This is a genomic window from Thermomonas sp. (assembly GCF_019104945.1).
Lineage (GTDB): Bacteria > Pseudomonadota > Gammaproteobacteria > Xanthomonadales > Xanthomonadaceae > Thermomonas.
The window spans coordinates 1-14894 of the sequence record NZ_JAHRWW010000018.1 but is presented as its reverse complement, the minus strand read 5'-3'; the positions used below and the strand labels follow the sequence as shown (position 1 = coordinate 14894).

Below are 14894 nucleotides of genomic sequence, written 5' to 3'. Positions count from 1 at the left end.
CTCAAAACGTGACCCTCATCGCGTAAATAGGAAGTTTGCATGAAGACTGCATCATTGAAGTTCGTTGTTCTTGGCGTGTGCATGGCCGCCTTTGTGTCTGGCTGTGCCACTTACGATGCACAAGGGAATGTGGACGACCACGCCCGTGCCAAGCGTGGCGCGCTGATCGGTGCGGCTATTGGCACCGCAGCGGGTTTGCTTACTGGCGATAGCGCAGTAGAACGCCGCCAGCACGCGATGGTGGGTGCGGGCATTGGTGCACTGGCCGGTGGCGCGGTGGGCAACTATCAGGACAAGCAAGAAGCCCAGCTGCGTCGCGACACCGCAGGCACGGGTATCGACGTTAGCCGCGACGGCGACGTGATCAAGCTCAACCTGCCCGACGGCGTGACGTTTGACTTCAATAAAACCGATATCAAGCCGCAGTTCTACCCGGCACTGAACACCGTGGCAGGCACGTTGCGTCAGTACAACCAGACCATCGTTGAAGTGAGCGGGCATACCGATAGCATCGGCAGCGATGCGGCCAACCAGTTGGTGTCCGAGCGTCGTGCGCAGTCGGTGGCGAGCTATCTGCAAGCGCAGGGCGTGCAGTCGCAGCGGTTTGAAGTGCTAGGCCTTGGTAAGCGCTTCCCGGTGGCCGACAACAGCACCGACTACGGTCGTTCGCTCAACCGCCGCGTGGAAATTCGTTTGCTGCCGCTGCGCTCCTGAACTGATCGGGTAGGGGCGCCAAGCGCCCCTTGATAACCCCAGAAACGTCTCTATACTGAAAGAAGTCGGCGACGACACAGATTTCCCGGGGGTGTACTGGCTTCGACGGGGGTTGCGAAATCGCACGGCGCATGCCGAGGGGGTAGCTTTCCTCGTAAAACCAGCTGCAAAACTTATAGTTGCCAACGACGACAACTACGCTCTGGCCGCTTAAGGCCTAGCCCCGAACCCACTTGTGCCTGTGCTCGTGGATGTAGGGTCATTATCACAGGATAGGTTCCGGTGGCGACCCGCCAACCGGATTCGAAACTTAGCGGGTATGGGTGTTGGTGTGCTTCGCACGGTGTGTTGCCAACATTCGAGATCAAACACCGAGCTAAGCATGTAGTGCCGGGCATGGAGTGCCTTCGGACGGCGGTTCAATTCCGCCCACCTCCACCAATAATGAAACCCCAACCGTTCTCGGTTGGGGTTTTTTATTCGCGCCTGAACAGCCCTGAGTATCGAGGCGGCTTTATTCTCTCGATCTTTAGAGTCTCGGGGCTGTTCACTTCGACCATTTCTGGGCGGAGGTCGGGTTTGGTGATGCATTATGACCAATGAAAGTTATCTTTAATTGTTGTCATTAAAATTAAATAATGCTTTAATTTGGTGGCGCTCTACTAAAGACGACATTCAATGGCACGCACCACCGGAACCTATTCGATTTCCACGACACTGGGCGAATCGGTGCGCGCATTCGTACCCCACACCTTGCCGCCAGCTGAGCCAGCCCTCTCACCCGAGGTGTTCACTGACCTCAATCGGCTGGCAGAGCTCGCGCTCGCACGTTTGGCGGGCGTGTCTGGCTTGGTACCTTCGGTCGATTGGCTCTTGTACAGCGCCATCCGCAAGGAAGCCCTGCTCACATCGCAGATCGAGGGTACGCAGGCCACGCTGACCGATCTGTTCGACGAGGAAGCTGGCTTCAAGGTCAGCAACAGCGACGACGTGGAAGAAGTCACCAACTACCTGCGCGCTTTCCGCTGGACGCAGGAGCAACTGCGCGATCCGAATGGGCTGCCGATTAGCGTGAGACTGTTGTGCGAGGCGCATCGACGCCTTCTGGATGGGGCTCGCGGCGCAGGAAAACAACCCGGGGAGTTGCGTCGGTCGCAAAACTGGATTGGTGGCACACGGCCCGGCAATGCGGTTTTCGTCCCACCGCCGCCGGAGCACGTTCCCACACTGCTGGCCGACATGGAGCGCTTCATCCACGACGAAGCGACGGATCTGCCACCGATGGTCAAGGTGGCGCTCATCCACGCGCAGTTTGAAACCATCCATCCGTTTCTTGACGGCAACGGACGCATTGGCCGCCTCCTGATCGCGGCACTGTTTGAACACTGGGGACTGCTGTCGGAGCCTTTGATGTACCTCAGCGGCTACCTCAAACAACACCAAGCTGAGTATTACCGTCGCTTGTCGGTCATCCGCACGGAGGGCGACTGGGAATCCTGGGTGATTTTCTTTCTGGAAGGTGTCGCCACCGCTGCGGGCGACGCTGAAAAAAACATCATCGAGGTCGCCAGTCTGGTGGCTACAGATCGCAGGCGCCTTTTGCAATCGGTCAAAGCAGGCCCGGCCAGCTACCGGCTGTTTGAGATGCTGCCAATGATGCCGCGCTTCACCATCGAGCGCGTTCGCCAGCATCTCGATACCAGCTTCCCCACGGCGACGGCGGCGGTCAAGGTGCTGGAAGAGTTGGGCATCGTGACGGAAATGACCGGGCAGAAAAAAAACCGGAGTTACAGTTACCAAGCCTACGTTGAACTGCTCTCTCAGTGAGAAACACCCGCAAGCCCGCAGCACTCCGCTCCAGTGCTTACAAGTTCGAGAGGCCAGTCGCCGCAGGGTCAACCATCCTTCACCAATAACGAAGCCCCAACCATTCTCGGTTGGGTTTTTTCTATGCGCCTGTGTCGGGTGTATAGAAAAAAAGCGACCCGAAGGATCGCTTTTTTAACTGCTGAATATGGTAGCGGGAGTAGGATTTGAACCTACGACCTTCGGGTTATGAGCCCGACGAGCTGCCAGACTGCTCCATCCCGCAGCAGAGTCATGCATTGTATAGAGCTTGTTGCTGCAGCGCAATACCCTAGGGCAAAAATCGTTGTTTTATGCGGGTTTCGAGGGGATGCTATTGAACAACTGCTACCTGAAGCTGTCTAGGAAGTGCGTTTTCAAAGGCGGCTGTTACGTCAATGAATAGGGTCTGTGCCCATTTCGTGCCCAAACGGTGCCCATTTCGTGCCCAGCAAAAATTTCAACTTCACAAAAATGACCGTCGGGCATTTTCGTCACATCAGTTTGCTGGCTAACTTCGAGCAAGCTCATCGGGGACGTATTCGGCTAAGTCTTCAATCTGACACTGAAAGTATTTGCACAGCGCATCTAGGGTGTCGCTACGCATCACTGCACCAGGCTTGAGCATGCGTGAGAGTGTGATGCGCCCAATGCCGGTTGTCGCCGCGATCTCAAGCAGGGTGATGCGGCGCCCCTCTCGGAACTCCTGCTCTGCAATCTGCTCTTTAAGCTTAAATCGGATCATTTATGAATTCCTGTTGAATCGTAAGCGGTTCAAAGTTCTTCTTTTTTGGAAATAAAAACCGTATGTGATACAAATAAATTGAATCGAAAGTGATTCATGTCGGTGTAATTTATATCAAAGGAGCTGTAGATGACACATACGTACCTTACTACGGAAGAACTGTCCAATCGGATCAAATATGACCCGCGAACCATTCGTGAACGGTTGAAGGACTCAGTGCTTCTTGAGAATAAACACTACTTCCGCCCATTTGGCGGACGCAAAATTCTCTACATCTGGGAAGCGATTGAGCAAGACATGCTGACGGCAATAGATCGCCCGTCGGTTACCGGGATCCCAATGGCCAACGGCGGGGTGTGCCATGGGTAATATTCGTCAACGTGATGGAAAGCTGTTTTTTGACTTCCGCTTTTGTGGTGAACGCTGTCGCGAACAGACTTCTCTTCCCGACAACGCATCCAACCGCAAACGCATGCAGAAGGTGCTGGAGAAGATCGAGGCAGCAATTGCGTTAGGCAGCTTCCGCTATTCCGACTTCTTTCCTGGCAGCAAGCTGGCAATGAAGTTTGAGGCGCAAAACGGCGCTGAGAGCACGCCAACTTCGGTGAACAAGCCAGAGGATGTTCAGCCCCAAAGCGACACGCCTTCATATCAAGCCTTTGCCGACGTGTGGCTCATGGAGAACGAACCACTCTGGCGGCGTTCGCACCTTGCAACCGTGCGCTCCACTTTGGAACATCATTTGATTCCTGCGTTTGGCCATGTGCCTGTAGGCCAAATTACGAAGGCAGAGTGTCTGAGCTTTCGTGCGCAACTGGCTAAGCTGCCAGGACGCAATGGCAAGGCTTCACTTGCAGCAAAAACAATAAATCGCGTGATGGCCATTCACGGGCAGGTGCTCAGCGAGGCCGCTGAACGGTTCAATTTTCCCAACCCTACGTTGCGCATTAAGCGGCTCAAACAACAAAAGATTGATATCGCGCCGTTCTCGCTAGTGGAAGTGCAGGCCATCTTGGCGGCTGTACGCGAGGACTATCGCAACTACCTTGTTGTGCGCTTTTTTACGGGAATGCGTACCGGCGAGATCAATGGGCTGCAATGGAAGCATGTGGACTTCGACCGCCGCGTGATTCAAGTACGTCAAGCCATCGTGCGTGGGCAAATGGAGTACACCAAGACCGACGGCTCGCAGCGAGACATCACTATGTCACAACCTGTGTACGAAGCGCTTATAGCGCAGCGCCAGCGCATTGAGACGCGCTCGCCATTTGTGTTCTGCAATCAGGCGGGTGAGCCAATTGATCTCGACAACTTCACCAACCGCGTGTGGTACCCGTTGTTACGTTACCTTCAACTGGATGCACGGCGCCCCTATCAAACGCGTCATACCGCAGCCACACTTTGGCTTGCCGCAGGCGAGAACCCCGAATGGGTCGCAAGGCAGCTGGGGCATACCAATACTGAGATGCTGTTTAAGACTTACTCGCGCTATGTCCCTAACGTCACCCGAACAGATGGTTCGGCGATGGATCGATTGCTAGCGGCCAACCTCAACTCGGCGCCAGTTGTGATACTGCGCCAGCGTGATTTACAAGCACCGCACATGATGCAGCCCCATGGAGTACAGGCATGACACGGATGACAGACTTGAATACAGCAGCTCCCCAAGACACCAGGCAATACACCCTGAGTCACATCGAATCTAGGTTCACACAAGCGGGGGATCCCTACAAGCAACTGACATTGGATGATGCCAAGGGGCGCATTAAAGCCTACGTTTGGGAACGCACTGGTCTGCTGGAACAGCTGCCACATCAATATCCGGTGGCCGTACAAGTGCAGCTATGCGAGCGGGAGCTGAACCATCGCAAGATTGCCGATGTGCTCAGGATTCACACCTTGGACCATAACGAGGTGCAAAACGCCGCCATGCTACTTGCACAGCACGATTGCCCTGCAGCGGCACAAGAAGCGTTGTTAGCACTGGTGCACTGGGTAGAAGAGCTTGGCGCACTTGAGGGCACATGCCAAACTCCGTTACGCCGCTTTATGAACCGCGTTCTACTTGACGCACAGATTGCGCACAACCTTACTACGTGCAAAAGCAGTATGAAGAGCCACCATAACGTGCCAGGTGGCCACCTGATGCACAGCATGGATGTCTTACAGATTGTGACGCAGCTGGCGAAGGACAGGCTTAGCCCACTTGAATTAGCGATTACCCAAATGGGGGCCTTCTTCCATGACTTAGGCAAGCTTCGCGTCGTGGGATCAACACAAACACGCCCCGAACACTACAAGCTTGGAAGCCATGAACAGCACACGCTTCGCCTACTTGAGCCGCATTTGGCTTGGCTAAAACCGCGGGCGCCGGAGGTGGCGGCTGGGCTGTCCTATATTCTTGAATACCTCAGCAAGCCAGCATCAGACCGCTCCCATGCGCTGTTTATTGCCGCTGATATGGTGGCTGCTGCCGATCGCATGAGTGCGGGCTTCAACAACGGTCGACGGTTAGAGGATTTGTTGGCCAAAACGCTGCCCGCATATTCCAGCCAACCAACATCTTCCTCCTTCAAGCGCAACCAAGGGCTGCAACAAAAAGGGTTTGGGAAAACGGCAGTCGGATTCTAATATGGAAGAGCATGGGGAGAGGACAACCGTGATGGCCACCTACAGCCAACAAGATTTGGCGTTACGCAAGCTTATTAGTGAAGTGCTGTATTACGTTTGGGATCCGATTGATGTTGTGGAATTCCCTCATGCACGCGACGAATACGACCTTTACCACGATGCAGTCTTCAAGCTATTGCGCACCAACGCATCAGAGCAAGCGATCGCCACTTATTTGAACACGATTGCCGTTGAAAATATGCTGGAACTGAATCGTAGAGCGCGCGCCGAACAGGCAGCGCGGGTGTTGGTGCGCTGGCGGGACTACTGTGCAGCCAGTGTTTAGTTCGGCCGTTGCAACTGCCAGAGCTACTCGCTCACCATTGCAATTGCCATCACCCACGTCATCACCCAGCGAACCGCGCCAGCATTGCGCCCACCTCGGGCTGGCTGGGCGTCAGGTGACTTGCCCCGGATGTCTTCAATCCAAATCAAAAGCTCGCGTGTGTTGGTAGAAGCCTCTTCGTTCAGAGGGGCTAAGTGATCGACGTGCTTGAGCGAATGTTGCGTCTGATAGACGTGCGTCAACGCATGCAGCTGCGCTGCCATCTCTACGTCCCGACCGGATTTAAGCGGCATTTTCCCTGAGCGTGCATTGCTAGTGTGTCGCCATGCATGCATAAGCCAAGTAAAACATTTGGGATCTTGCTGGTGTATCCACGCCAGCCATGCAAGAACAGCTTCAGCATGGGCCACCTGCTTGCCCGGTAACAGCAGTTTTGGCAATGGTGTGCCGTCTTTTCCTTTTAGTGGCATGTGGTGCCGTTTGTCTTCGGTCACATTTTGGGATTGGGTTTTCTTTCCTTCTGGCACGACATGCATTGACGCCACGTTCGGGCGCCGCTTGCGTGTTGGAATAGCCGCAATTGCGTGAAGGCGCTGCGAGATGCTGTTGATATCTTCAGGCATGTCGGTGCGTTCACCCAAAAAACAGGCTTGCAGCTTTTCAAAATAAGTGACCGACCAGCCCTGTGGGTTCTCCGGTGCTGAACTTGGCGTCACAATCGCTGTATCCAGAGCTAGCTCATGAGGCGTTGGGTCAATATGCAACAGTGTGTCAGGGGCTACTCCCACCGTGCTGGCGGCCTTGAGGAACATCGATTCAAGTATGTCGCGATAGTTTTGAGCTTGTTCAAAATCGGGCCGTGCTTCTTCTTGATAGGCCTTTCGATGACGGTAAAGCGTGGATGCTGCGCGCATGCGACGACGAAAAGCGAGGGCAAAATCGGTGTTCGATTCGCCTAGATAGTGTGCATGTAATGCGATGCCCAACGTATGAACGTAGTGCTTGATGGTGGTGGTCTCATGCAGATGCCCCAGCAACGCGGCTATCGCTTTGGTGGATTGCCCCGTTTGCCCGGCCTTGCCCAGCAATAGCTCAACTTCTTGTTCGGGTGGAAGAGAACTGCTTAGCCAAGGAAATTCGTGTTGAAGCAGGTGAAGCGGAACAACATTTGCAAGCATGCGCAGTAGTAACGTGCTTGCCTTGGTATGGCGTAAGTGGTGAAGACCAATATCACGATCACCCGTCGCCAGTTTCATCGCCTTTGCTAGCTTGTCGTAGAATGCATCATCACTGGAGAGTGCAAATAGTGAGCCGTTGTTGACTTGGTCTTGCGCATATAGCGCTTGCAAGTGTGCCTTTGGAATCATGGCAAGCGGCACAACGCGTTCGGAGGCGGCCGTTTTAAGCGTGCGCCCTTCATATGTTCGGATACGCAGCATATCGCCATCGAAGTCGATACTTCTTAGCCCTTGTACTTCTGCACGCCGTGCGCCCGTTGCATAGGCGATTTGAAACAGATTTTTTGCAAATTGACGCGTCTGTGGGTTGTAGATACCAGATTGTGCATAAGGAATCAGCGCAACCAAACGATCCACTTCTTGGCCCGATAAAATTTTGGCACTGACAACAGAGCTCTTGGCTGATGAAATCGCCCCCACTTCAAACGGGCCGTGCAATGCCTTACTTTGCAAGAAATGATTGAATCTTGCCCAGGCACCGTGATGTTGGCGCGCCTTGAAAAGGCTTTCAGTTAAATCCGCAAGTCGTATCAATACCGTGTCGTTAATGAGACTCCAGTCAGGCGCTTGCTCCGCATACAACAGCAACCCAGCCCACACAACGTGCAGGTGCTTTTGGATGTTTTTCTGCTCGCGCTTTTTGAGCTTAAAGTCTCCTCGGTACGTGTGTCCGGCCGTTGATTCAGGGGCGTAGGTTTGCACAAGGTGCAGTGCAAAATTGCAAAGTAACACTTTGATCGGCGCAGTCTGCTTCTTTAAGACCAAGGTGATTTTTCTTTCCCATTCAGATGCAAGCGATGATTGAAATCCGCAGAGTAACCGCACAAAATTGACGTTTGGTTTTCTTAAGTCGTTTGGTAACGTTACTTCCCCTTCGTCTTCGTCTTGGCCTTCGCTGCGTACAAGGGCATCTGCATCTATGCCAATTGCTCCCGCATCATCAGCGGCCGGCTTGAGTCCGGCTAAACGACGCAATTCGGTAATGGGGAGATCATCTGTTTGCAGTTCGCCACTGGCATAGGCAGCCAGTAACGGTGTGCTGTGTAACATCAAGCGCTGCCTACATGCGGCCAGCCACTGGGCTAGCGAGAGCTGGGTGGATACGCCTAATGAGCGGAGATAGCGCCGGAACGCACGCTCCCGTAGCTTTGCACGCAGGCTGGGTTGGGCGAGTCTCGCTAAGTAAGCCGCTTGTAACCATGGCTGAACACGGACTGCCTCACACAAGAGCAGAGACGATAAATACGGCGTGAGAAATAGCGTTCTGCGCATCGAAGCACGTGTACGCTCGGAACGCACTTTAAACGCGATGACTCTGGCAGCGCCAATGCCCTCGATCGGGACAGGTTTGCCCAAGTGGAGAAGCAGGCTATCCAAATGTCTTGACGATAGAACGCCGCCGCGCAAGCTAAGCGCTGCAAGTAGCCGTCCAATGCTGATAAGTACATCCGGATCGGGATCAGGCAAGTGACTCAAATCACGTTCGATTGCACCGAGCAGATCTTGCTCAATATAGGCGAGTGCGTAGAACGCCCGTTGATCTACCATCCAATTATGTTGAAAGCGCGCGCGAGGGGCTGTGGCAAAGATAGGGATTCCTGTCTTTGTCCGGATGAAATCGCAATAAGCCTGCGTAACGGCTAAGGTGACAGGCCGGTTGTGCATCTGCCGCCGCATTAACGCCAAATACACAAGCTCTCTTGCCACCTGCGGCTCGGGTGGCTCGGCTTCAAAAACGGCCTCGTATGTTTTATAAACCGATGCCTCGCGCAGTTCTGCTTCCAGCACTTCACTGGGTATCGACGGTGGAGCATGGGGCTTTGCTTTCGTTAAGACATACGTGTTTGCGGCATCACCTACTGACAATGCTCGCGTAAAGCGCATCGATTGCGATCTGACAATCTGAGGTGGCAAGTAATCGTCTAAATGCAGAGGCAACAGCCCAAGGTCTTGCTCTAACTTACCTTGTAGCGCAAGCCATTGCTCTCGAAACTGATTTACCGGAAACGTTGATGTCAGCGCCCATGCGTGTCGCCCACGCGTCCAATGGCCAAGGCCTGCATCCTTAAAGCGTGCGGGAATAAGCGGTGCTTCTTTAAGCTGATGGGGCCATGACCGCACCAACTTGCGGCCAAAATTCCCCACGAGATCTTTGATCTCAGCAGCCTCTCGGCGGTGTTTGACACGATATGTCGTGGCGCTCGTTGTTCCCTTTTCAAAAAAGAAGAGCGGCACGCACTGAGGGTTACCTGCACTGAGCTGTTCAAACTCGGGATGTACAAAGCGCAGCGCCTCAGTGAGTGCCATATGGGTTGTCAGCTGCGTACAAACCGCGTCTGACAAGGGCACATAGCGGTCGGTCGATGCATCGGCGCGGCGTTTGTCTTGCACGATGGCCCAGCCCTCCGACGTAATGACACTGGGAACAGGGTTCGAAACGCCACGCCCTGCTGTTGCAACACCCATCCACAGCGCGGTGTATAAGCACGAGACGTTATAGGCTTTGATCCAGTCCTGACGCTGAACTGCGGCTGTAAAGGCTTCTTTCAGCGTCGTAATACGCTTTTCGATCCAGTATGGGCTGACTCCCTGAGCCGCTCCGGTGCGCGCATGGATGTGTGCGGCATCATCCACCGCTTCAAGTTCAATCGGATACGCCGCTTCACGCCACAGGCGTTCTACATCCTGTTTACGAAACGAGGCGTAATGCAACATATTGGTTGCGTTGGCCAGCTCTGCATCTGAAATGAGTTTGGCAAATGCGAGGTCGTCATGGCTCACCGCTAATAAGCGCAGCTGCATATGTCGTGCAACGGCATTTAAGGAAACCTCAAGATATGTAGGGAGAGTGTCTAGGAGCGACTGTGCCGTTGAGCGGAGCGTTTTGGCCTGTGGGCATCTGGCTTCAGATGGAATGCGTGCTAACAAAGGGGACCACGTTTCCGGAAGGCGTTGCTGCAGGGCATCGACCCATTCTTCAAAATAGTGACGAGACGCTTGTTGCTTGAACGCTTCGTCTTTGAGAGCAGGTTTTGCGGTCTTAATCGTCACCACGCGGCTATCTGGGTCAATCTGAATGGCCGCATCGCTTTCGCCCGATAGCGTGATCTCAAACTGACCGATTGCACGACCTGTGATCAAGCTCACGCCAAGGGCAAGGCGCGCCCAATTGGTGTCGGCATCGTTACTCGCCGGCGATGTAACAAGTGCCAGCACGGCATTTACAGCCGTATTGGAAAGGCGGTGTTTGGGCCATGCCAGTTGCGCATTGTTGAGCTCAATGTGGTGCGCTGCAGATTTAGCTTGATACCACGCTGCGAGTGGGTCACCTGTACCTAGGTAAATCTGAAAGCTTGGCTCGACAGGAAGTTCAAAAGCATCATCAGTCTCTGCATCCTCTTGCTCTAGGCCTAGCGTCTGCCCCTTATCTGGGTCTTGAAGGTAGATGTCAGAGAGCGCGCCTTTCTCTTCATGTTCTGCATCCACCGGCTGCGTGACCAGCGACACGCCGCTTTTATAGCGCTTTGCTTGGATGTGTTCGAGCCGCTTTTTGCCGTAAGACGAGGATATATAGCCATCGCTACGCGTGTGGGTCTCTTTATTTCCCCAGATCAGGCTTAAAAGGCGTTTGATGTCTTGTAGGTCAAACTGCGTTCCGGTAGGTGTTTGGAATGCTCGATTCAGTGCAAGGATTGTTTCTTTTTCAATCAGCTGATCACGCAGCGGAAAGGGCTTGGTCTGACCTCCGCGTTCGGATAGAAAGCCTTTGAGTAGACGTGCAAGTTGCTTGGAAGATGCAATGCTCGGTTCGCCGAATAATGCAGCCACACGTTGCGCTAGTGCCTGATTGGAGGGATCCGCCAATTTCGATAGCGCGCTAAACGTGCTGTATATCCGCACGCTGCTGCCCTGATTGAGCCGCAGTTTTTGATCTTCGCGTTGATGAAGGTAATTTGCGTAGTCCTGGCGCTTATGATGTGAGGCTTGGTGGTGGCTTACTTGCCAGAAAAACCAGACGAGTACGCGCTCAAAGTGCTGGCGCTGTATGGGGTTATCGTCTTCCACATCAAGCAATAGCAAATCGCATATGCCGCTATCTCCTGTGTAAGGCCGAAGCGGTGTGCGTATCGACGACTCACTGGGTGCAATATTTTGCGAAAAATGTGCATCAAGCCCTTCGAGAGCTGCAATCTCCCGATAGGTTGCAAAGTGCTTGGCAATATCTACAACAGCGGGCTCTTCCAGCATCGCTGGATGCTTACGGGCAAGAGCATCTAACCGTCGGCAGCATTCTTGAATGCCTTTGAGGTGATAAGGCGCACGTATTAAAAACAGCGCGTCTAGCAGCGCGTATTCACTTAGACCGGCTGCTTGCTGTGCTGCTTCGTGTAGCCTTTGAAACCAATGATTCATGTGAAGATCGACTTCGTATTTGCTTGACGTTACTTAAGCTCCAGTCAGTCAGAAGTACACCCAGTGAAAGCGCGTTTGCAACCGGTGCAGTGCACACGATTTGCTTGCAATTTTCCAACGCGATGGCGTCTATCGCTGGCAAGGCCAATTGCACAAAATCATGTAGGCCAAATCGCGCCTTGGTGTATTTTTTCAAGACGCGCGTGCGCACTAACGTCTTGGGAAGCACCTCCTTGGCAAGAAATGCCGATAGAACATTGCCCAAGACGGGCACAGAGCTTGCACCATGACGGTTTGCAGTAATCCCTTGGGTAGGGCTTTTAATTGAAACCGGGTCAATTGCCACAATCGGTGGTGCCCATTCCACAAGTTGTGCAACAAATGCTTCTGGGATGGCTTGAAGAAATGCGTAAAGCTCGAAACTTGGGCGCCCGGCGAGCGCTTTATGCGGCGGTGCAAAACAAAATGCCGCAGGATAAAGGAGCTGCGTATTGTTGATGCAAGCACGTTGCCACTTTGCCCGCGCCGGTAGCCCTATCTCTCCTTCAGGCAGCCATTGTTTTGCTCCAAGCAAGACTTTGCGGTACGTGGCAGCAAGTAAAAGCGCAGCATCAATTGAGGCTTTGCTATAGCTGTGAACAGACTGCTGCAATAGCAGCTTGCGCAGGACCTCACACGGCAACGTCTTGCGCCCCGCCTTCATCTGCGGCGCGAGTGCGTCTAGTAGATATGTGGGGATTGGCGGGGGCATTGCTGGAAAGTGGAGTAGGAATGTGGCCCAGCTTAGAGGCTAGTGGATCGGCTTTGAGCTAGAGAAAACGTTTGTGGCCACGGTAATCCCCCCACTGCTTGCACTATCAACCATATCGTTGCGCAGTTGCACAATGCTATTGTCACTGCCTTTGTGCAAAAAGTCTTGCAGACTGGCCGCTATTCCTTATCGTGCTTCGAATGGCTTGCGGGGACTCGCTCCAAGTAATGCTTTAACACCCAGCCGGTGCGGTACTCTTCGTGCAGCCAATGGTAATACTCAACCTCGACCCAGCGCCCCTTGCGGTCGATAAAGCGCACCACTTCATTGGGCAGCAGCTTTCCCTCCACGGAGGCTCCGTGTTCAGGCGCTGCCCTGACCGTTGCTGGGCGCTCACGTACAACAAAACGTTCCGCGGGTTGATGAGCGGCTTGCGCCAGCGCCTGTCCAATGAGGACTGTCAGGCTTTGAATCTGCTGGGCTTGAACCTGCAATGTGGTCGTCGTCTGCGCCCGGAATGCTTCATCCTTGGCCTTGTCTTGCTGATTCGACGCCTCTTGATAGATGAAGATCAAAATTGTCAGTAGCAGGCTCACAAGAGTCACGGCATCGGCCTGCTTGCGACTGAAGATGCCTCTTTCCTGTGTCCCAGAAGGCATATGCATCGTGCCATCTGGCCTGATGCCAAGCAGAGTCAACTGCTCTTGGATGCCATCGCGTCCAAGCAGATGTGCCAATGCGCCCGCAGATCCCCAGTCGATGGTTGGCAGAGCCACCCGGCCAAGCTGCTCTTGAATGTCCTTGAACGAACCGACAATGCCCAACACTTCGTTGGGTACCATCCACTGCTTGTTGACGGCCTCAAACTCTTTGAGGTAGCGCTGGATGCCGCTGGTACCGGCCACGCTATCGAGTAGCCGCTGGTGCTGTTTCTGCGACTCGTCGGCCTGCCGTGCAATCATTTTGGCCACCGCCTCTATCCCAGAGGTCTGATCTGCCAGTTCCTTGATGTGGTCTTGGATTGAACTGGCCGCTGTCAATTCCTTGATGAGCTTCTGAGTTGCGTCGTCTGCCAGAAATCCCTTACGGATGGCATCCAGAGGATCGAGCATCCGTCGCATTTGCTCACTCTGGGCGCGTTCGGCATCCTGCCAAGCCTTGATGGCTTGCATGGCTGAAGAAGATGCAGTTAGCTGGTCTTGGTACTGCTGCGCGATTGTCATTGCAGGGGACTGCAACGCCTTTATCGCTTCGGCCATCTGTTCCGAAGCCGAATTGATCTGCGAAAACTCTCGTATCTGCCGGGTCAAGATGTCGGTTTGAGCCAGTGCTTTCCGCCAAGAAGCGCGCTCGGCGTCTATCCGCGCCATCTCACTCGTGATGCTGGAGAAGTAACTATTGGCGTTCACAGAGGTACCCATCACGGTAGCAATGGCAAGCCAAGTTCCTTGAGGAACTCGTTGTGCCGCGAGGTGGCTGCATTGATCTTCTGCTCCAGCGAAACCAGTTCCGAATGCATCGCGCCGAGGTCAATTTCCTCCTCGATCTCCGCCGTGCTCACGTAACGCGAGATGTTCAGGTTGTAGCCTTCCTTCTCGATGCGCTCCATCGATACGCGCATCGAATAGCGGTCTTCCTCGCGGCGGTGCTGATAGGTGTCGAGAATTTTGTCGATGTGTTCCGGCAGCAGCCTGTTTTGCCGCTTGCCTTTCTCGAAGTGCTGGGCAGCATTGATGAACAGCACGTCATCGGGCTTCTTGCATTTCTTCAGCACCAGAATGCACACCGGAATACCAGTGGAGAAGAACAGGTTGGCGGGTAGGCCAATCACCGTATCGATATGGCCATCCTTCAGCAGCTTGGTGCGGATGCGCTCTTCCGCACCACCACGGAACAGCACGCCGTGCGGCAGGATGATGGCCATCACGCCGTCTGGCTTCAGATAGTGGAAGCCGTGCAGCAAGAAAGCGAAATCGGCGGCTGACTTGGGTGCCAGCCCGTAATTCTTGAAGCGCATATCTTCGCCAAGCGCCTCAGTCGGCTCCCAGCGGTAGCTGAACGGCGGGTTGGCCACCACGGCATCAAACCTTGGCTGCTTGGCCGGGTTCATTTCGCGCAGGCTGTCCCATTCGTTGGTCAGCGTATCGCCGTGGTAAATCTCGAACTCGGAATCCTTCACCCCGTGCAGCAGCATGTTCATGCGTGCCAAGTTGTAGGTGGTGATGTTTTTCT

At 54.0% G+C, this 14894-nt stretch carries 11 protein-coding genes, 1 tRNA gene and 1 other RNA gene; 7 read left to right on the top strand and 6 right to left on the bottom strand.

The annotated features are described in order from the left end of the window. Positions 1 to 39 precede the first annotated feature (39 nt). The 3 genes from KUL77_RS05225 to KUL77_RS05215 all read left to right on the top strand — a co-directional run bounded on the left by KUL77_RS05225 (position 40) and on the right by KUL77_RS05215 (position 2541). Positions 40 to 714 (top strand): OmpA family protein, encoded by a 675-nt coding sequence (locus KUL77_RS05225; protein ID WP_343231534.1) that lies wholly within the window; start codon positions 40 to 42, stop codon positions 712 to 714. Between the two features lie 87 nt (positions 715 to 801). After that, positions 802 to 1155, top strand: a transfer-messenger RNA (tmRNA) gene (gene ssrA / locus KUL77_RS05220). 237 nt (positions 1156 to 1392) lie between these two features. After that, positions 1393 to 2541, top strand: coding sequence for a Fic family protein (locus tag KUL77_RS05215; protein ID WP_297144247.1), 1149 nt, complete (start codon positions 1393 to 1395; stop codon positions 2539 to 2541). Between the two features lie 188 nt (positions 2542 to 2729). On the opposite strand, the gene KUL77_RS05210 is transcribed toward KUL77_RS05215, so the two are convergent. Both KUL77_RS05210 and KUL77_RS05205 read right to left on the bottom strand, forming a co-directional pair. Further along, positions 2730 to 2806 (bottom strand) — tRNA-Met (locus KUL77_RS05210). A 264-nt stretch (positions 2807 to 3070) separates the two neighbouring features. Then, positions 3071 to 3304 carry a helix-turn-helix transcriptional regulator gene (locus tag KUL77_RS05205; RefSeq protein ID WP_297144246.1) on the bottom strand — a complete coding sequence of 78 codons (234 nt, stop codon included), beginning with the start codon at positions 3302 to 3304 and terminating at the stop codon, positions 3071 to 3073. Between the two features lie 129 nt (positions 3305 to 3433). On the opposite strand from KUL77_RS05205, the gene KUL77_RS05200 reads away from it, so the two are divergent. From KUL77_RS05200 to KUL77_RS05185, 4 genes are read left to right on the top strand one after another with little or no spacing between them, the layout of a single operon-like run. Further along, the gene (locus KUL77_RS05200; protein WP_297144245.1) at positions 3434 to 3673 is read left to right on the top strand and encodes a hypothetical protein; all 240 of its coding nucleotides are present in this window, start codon (positions 3434 to 3436) and stop codon (positions 3671 to 3673) included. After that, the gene (locus KUL77_RS05195; RefSeq protein ID WP_297144244.1) at positions 3666 to 4937 is read left to right on the top strand and encodes a DUF3596 domain-containing protein; all 1272 of its coding nucleotides are present in this window, start codon (positions 3666 to 3668) and stop codon (positions 4935 to 4937) included. The genes KUL77_RS05200 and KUL77_RS05195 overlap by 8 nt, the downstream gene beginning before the upstream one ends. After that, positions 4934 to 5935, top strand: a complete 1002-nt coding sequence (locus KUL77_RS05190) for an HD domain-containing protein (protein ID WP_297144243.1) — start codon at positions 4934 to 4936, stop codon at positions 5933 to 5935. The genes KUL77_RS05195 and KUL77_RS05190 overlap by 4 nt, the downstream gene beginning before the upstream one ends. Before the next feature lie 31 nt (positions 5936 to 5966). After that, positions 5967 to 6260 carry a hypothetical protein gene (locus tag KUL77_RS05185; protein WP_297144242.1) on the top strand — a complete coding sequence of 98 codons (294 nt, stop codon included), beginning with the start codon at positions 5967 to 5969 and terminating at the stop codon, positions 6258 to 6260. 23 nt (positions 6261 to 6283) lie between these two features. On the opposite strand, the gene KUL77_RS05180 is transcribed toward KUL77_RS05185, so the two are convergent. The 4 genes from KUL77_RS05180 to KUL77_RS05165 form a co-directional block, all read right to left on the bottom strand. Beyond that, positions 6284 to 11911 carry a tyrosine-type recombinase/integrase gene (locus KUL77_RS05180; protein ID WP_297144241.1) on the bottom strand — a complete coding sequence of 1876 codons (5628 nt, stop codon included), beginning with the start codon at positions 11909 to 11911 and terminating at the stop codon, positions 6284 to 6286. Beyond that, positions 11853 to 12614: a hypothetical protein gene (locus KUL77_RS05175; protein ID WP_297144240.1), complete on the bottom strand. Its 762-nt coding sequence runs from the start codon at positions 12612 to 12614 to the stop codon at positions 11853 to 11855. The genes KUL77_RS05180 and KUL77_RS05175 overlap by 59 nt, the downstream gene beginning before the upstream one ends. A 227-nt stretch (positions 12615 to 12841) precedes the next feature. Next, complete coding sequence (locus KUL77_RS05170) at positions 12842 to 14071, bottom strand: SH3 domain-containing protein (protein ID WP_297144239.1); 1230 nt, start codon at positions 14069 to 14071, stop codon at positions 12842 to 12844. An 11-nt stretch (positions 14072 to 14082) separates the two neighbouring features. Continuing rightward, on the bottom strand, positions 14083 to 14894 hold an 812-nt coding region (locus tag KUL77_RS05165), incomplete at its 5' end, for an N-6 DNA methylase (RefSeq protein WP_297144238.1).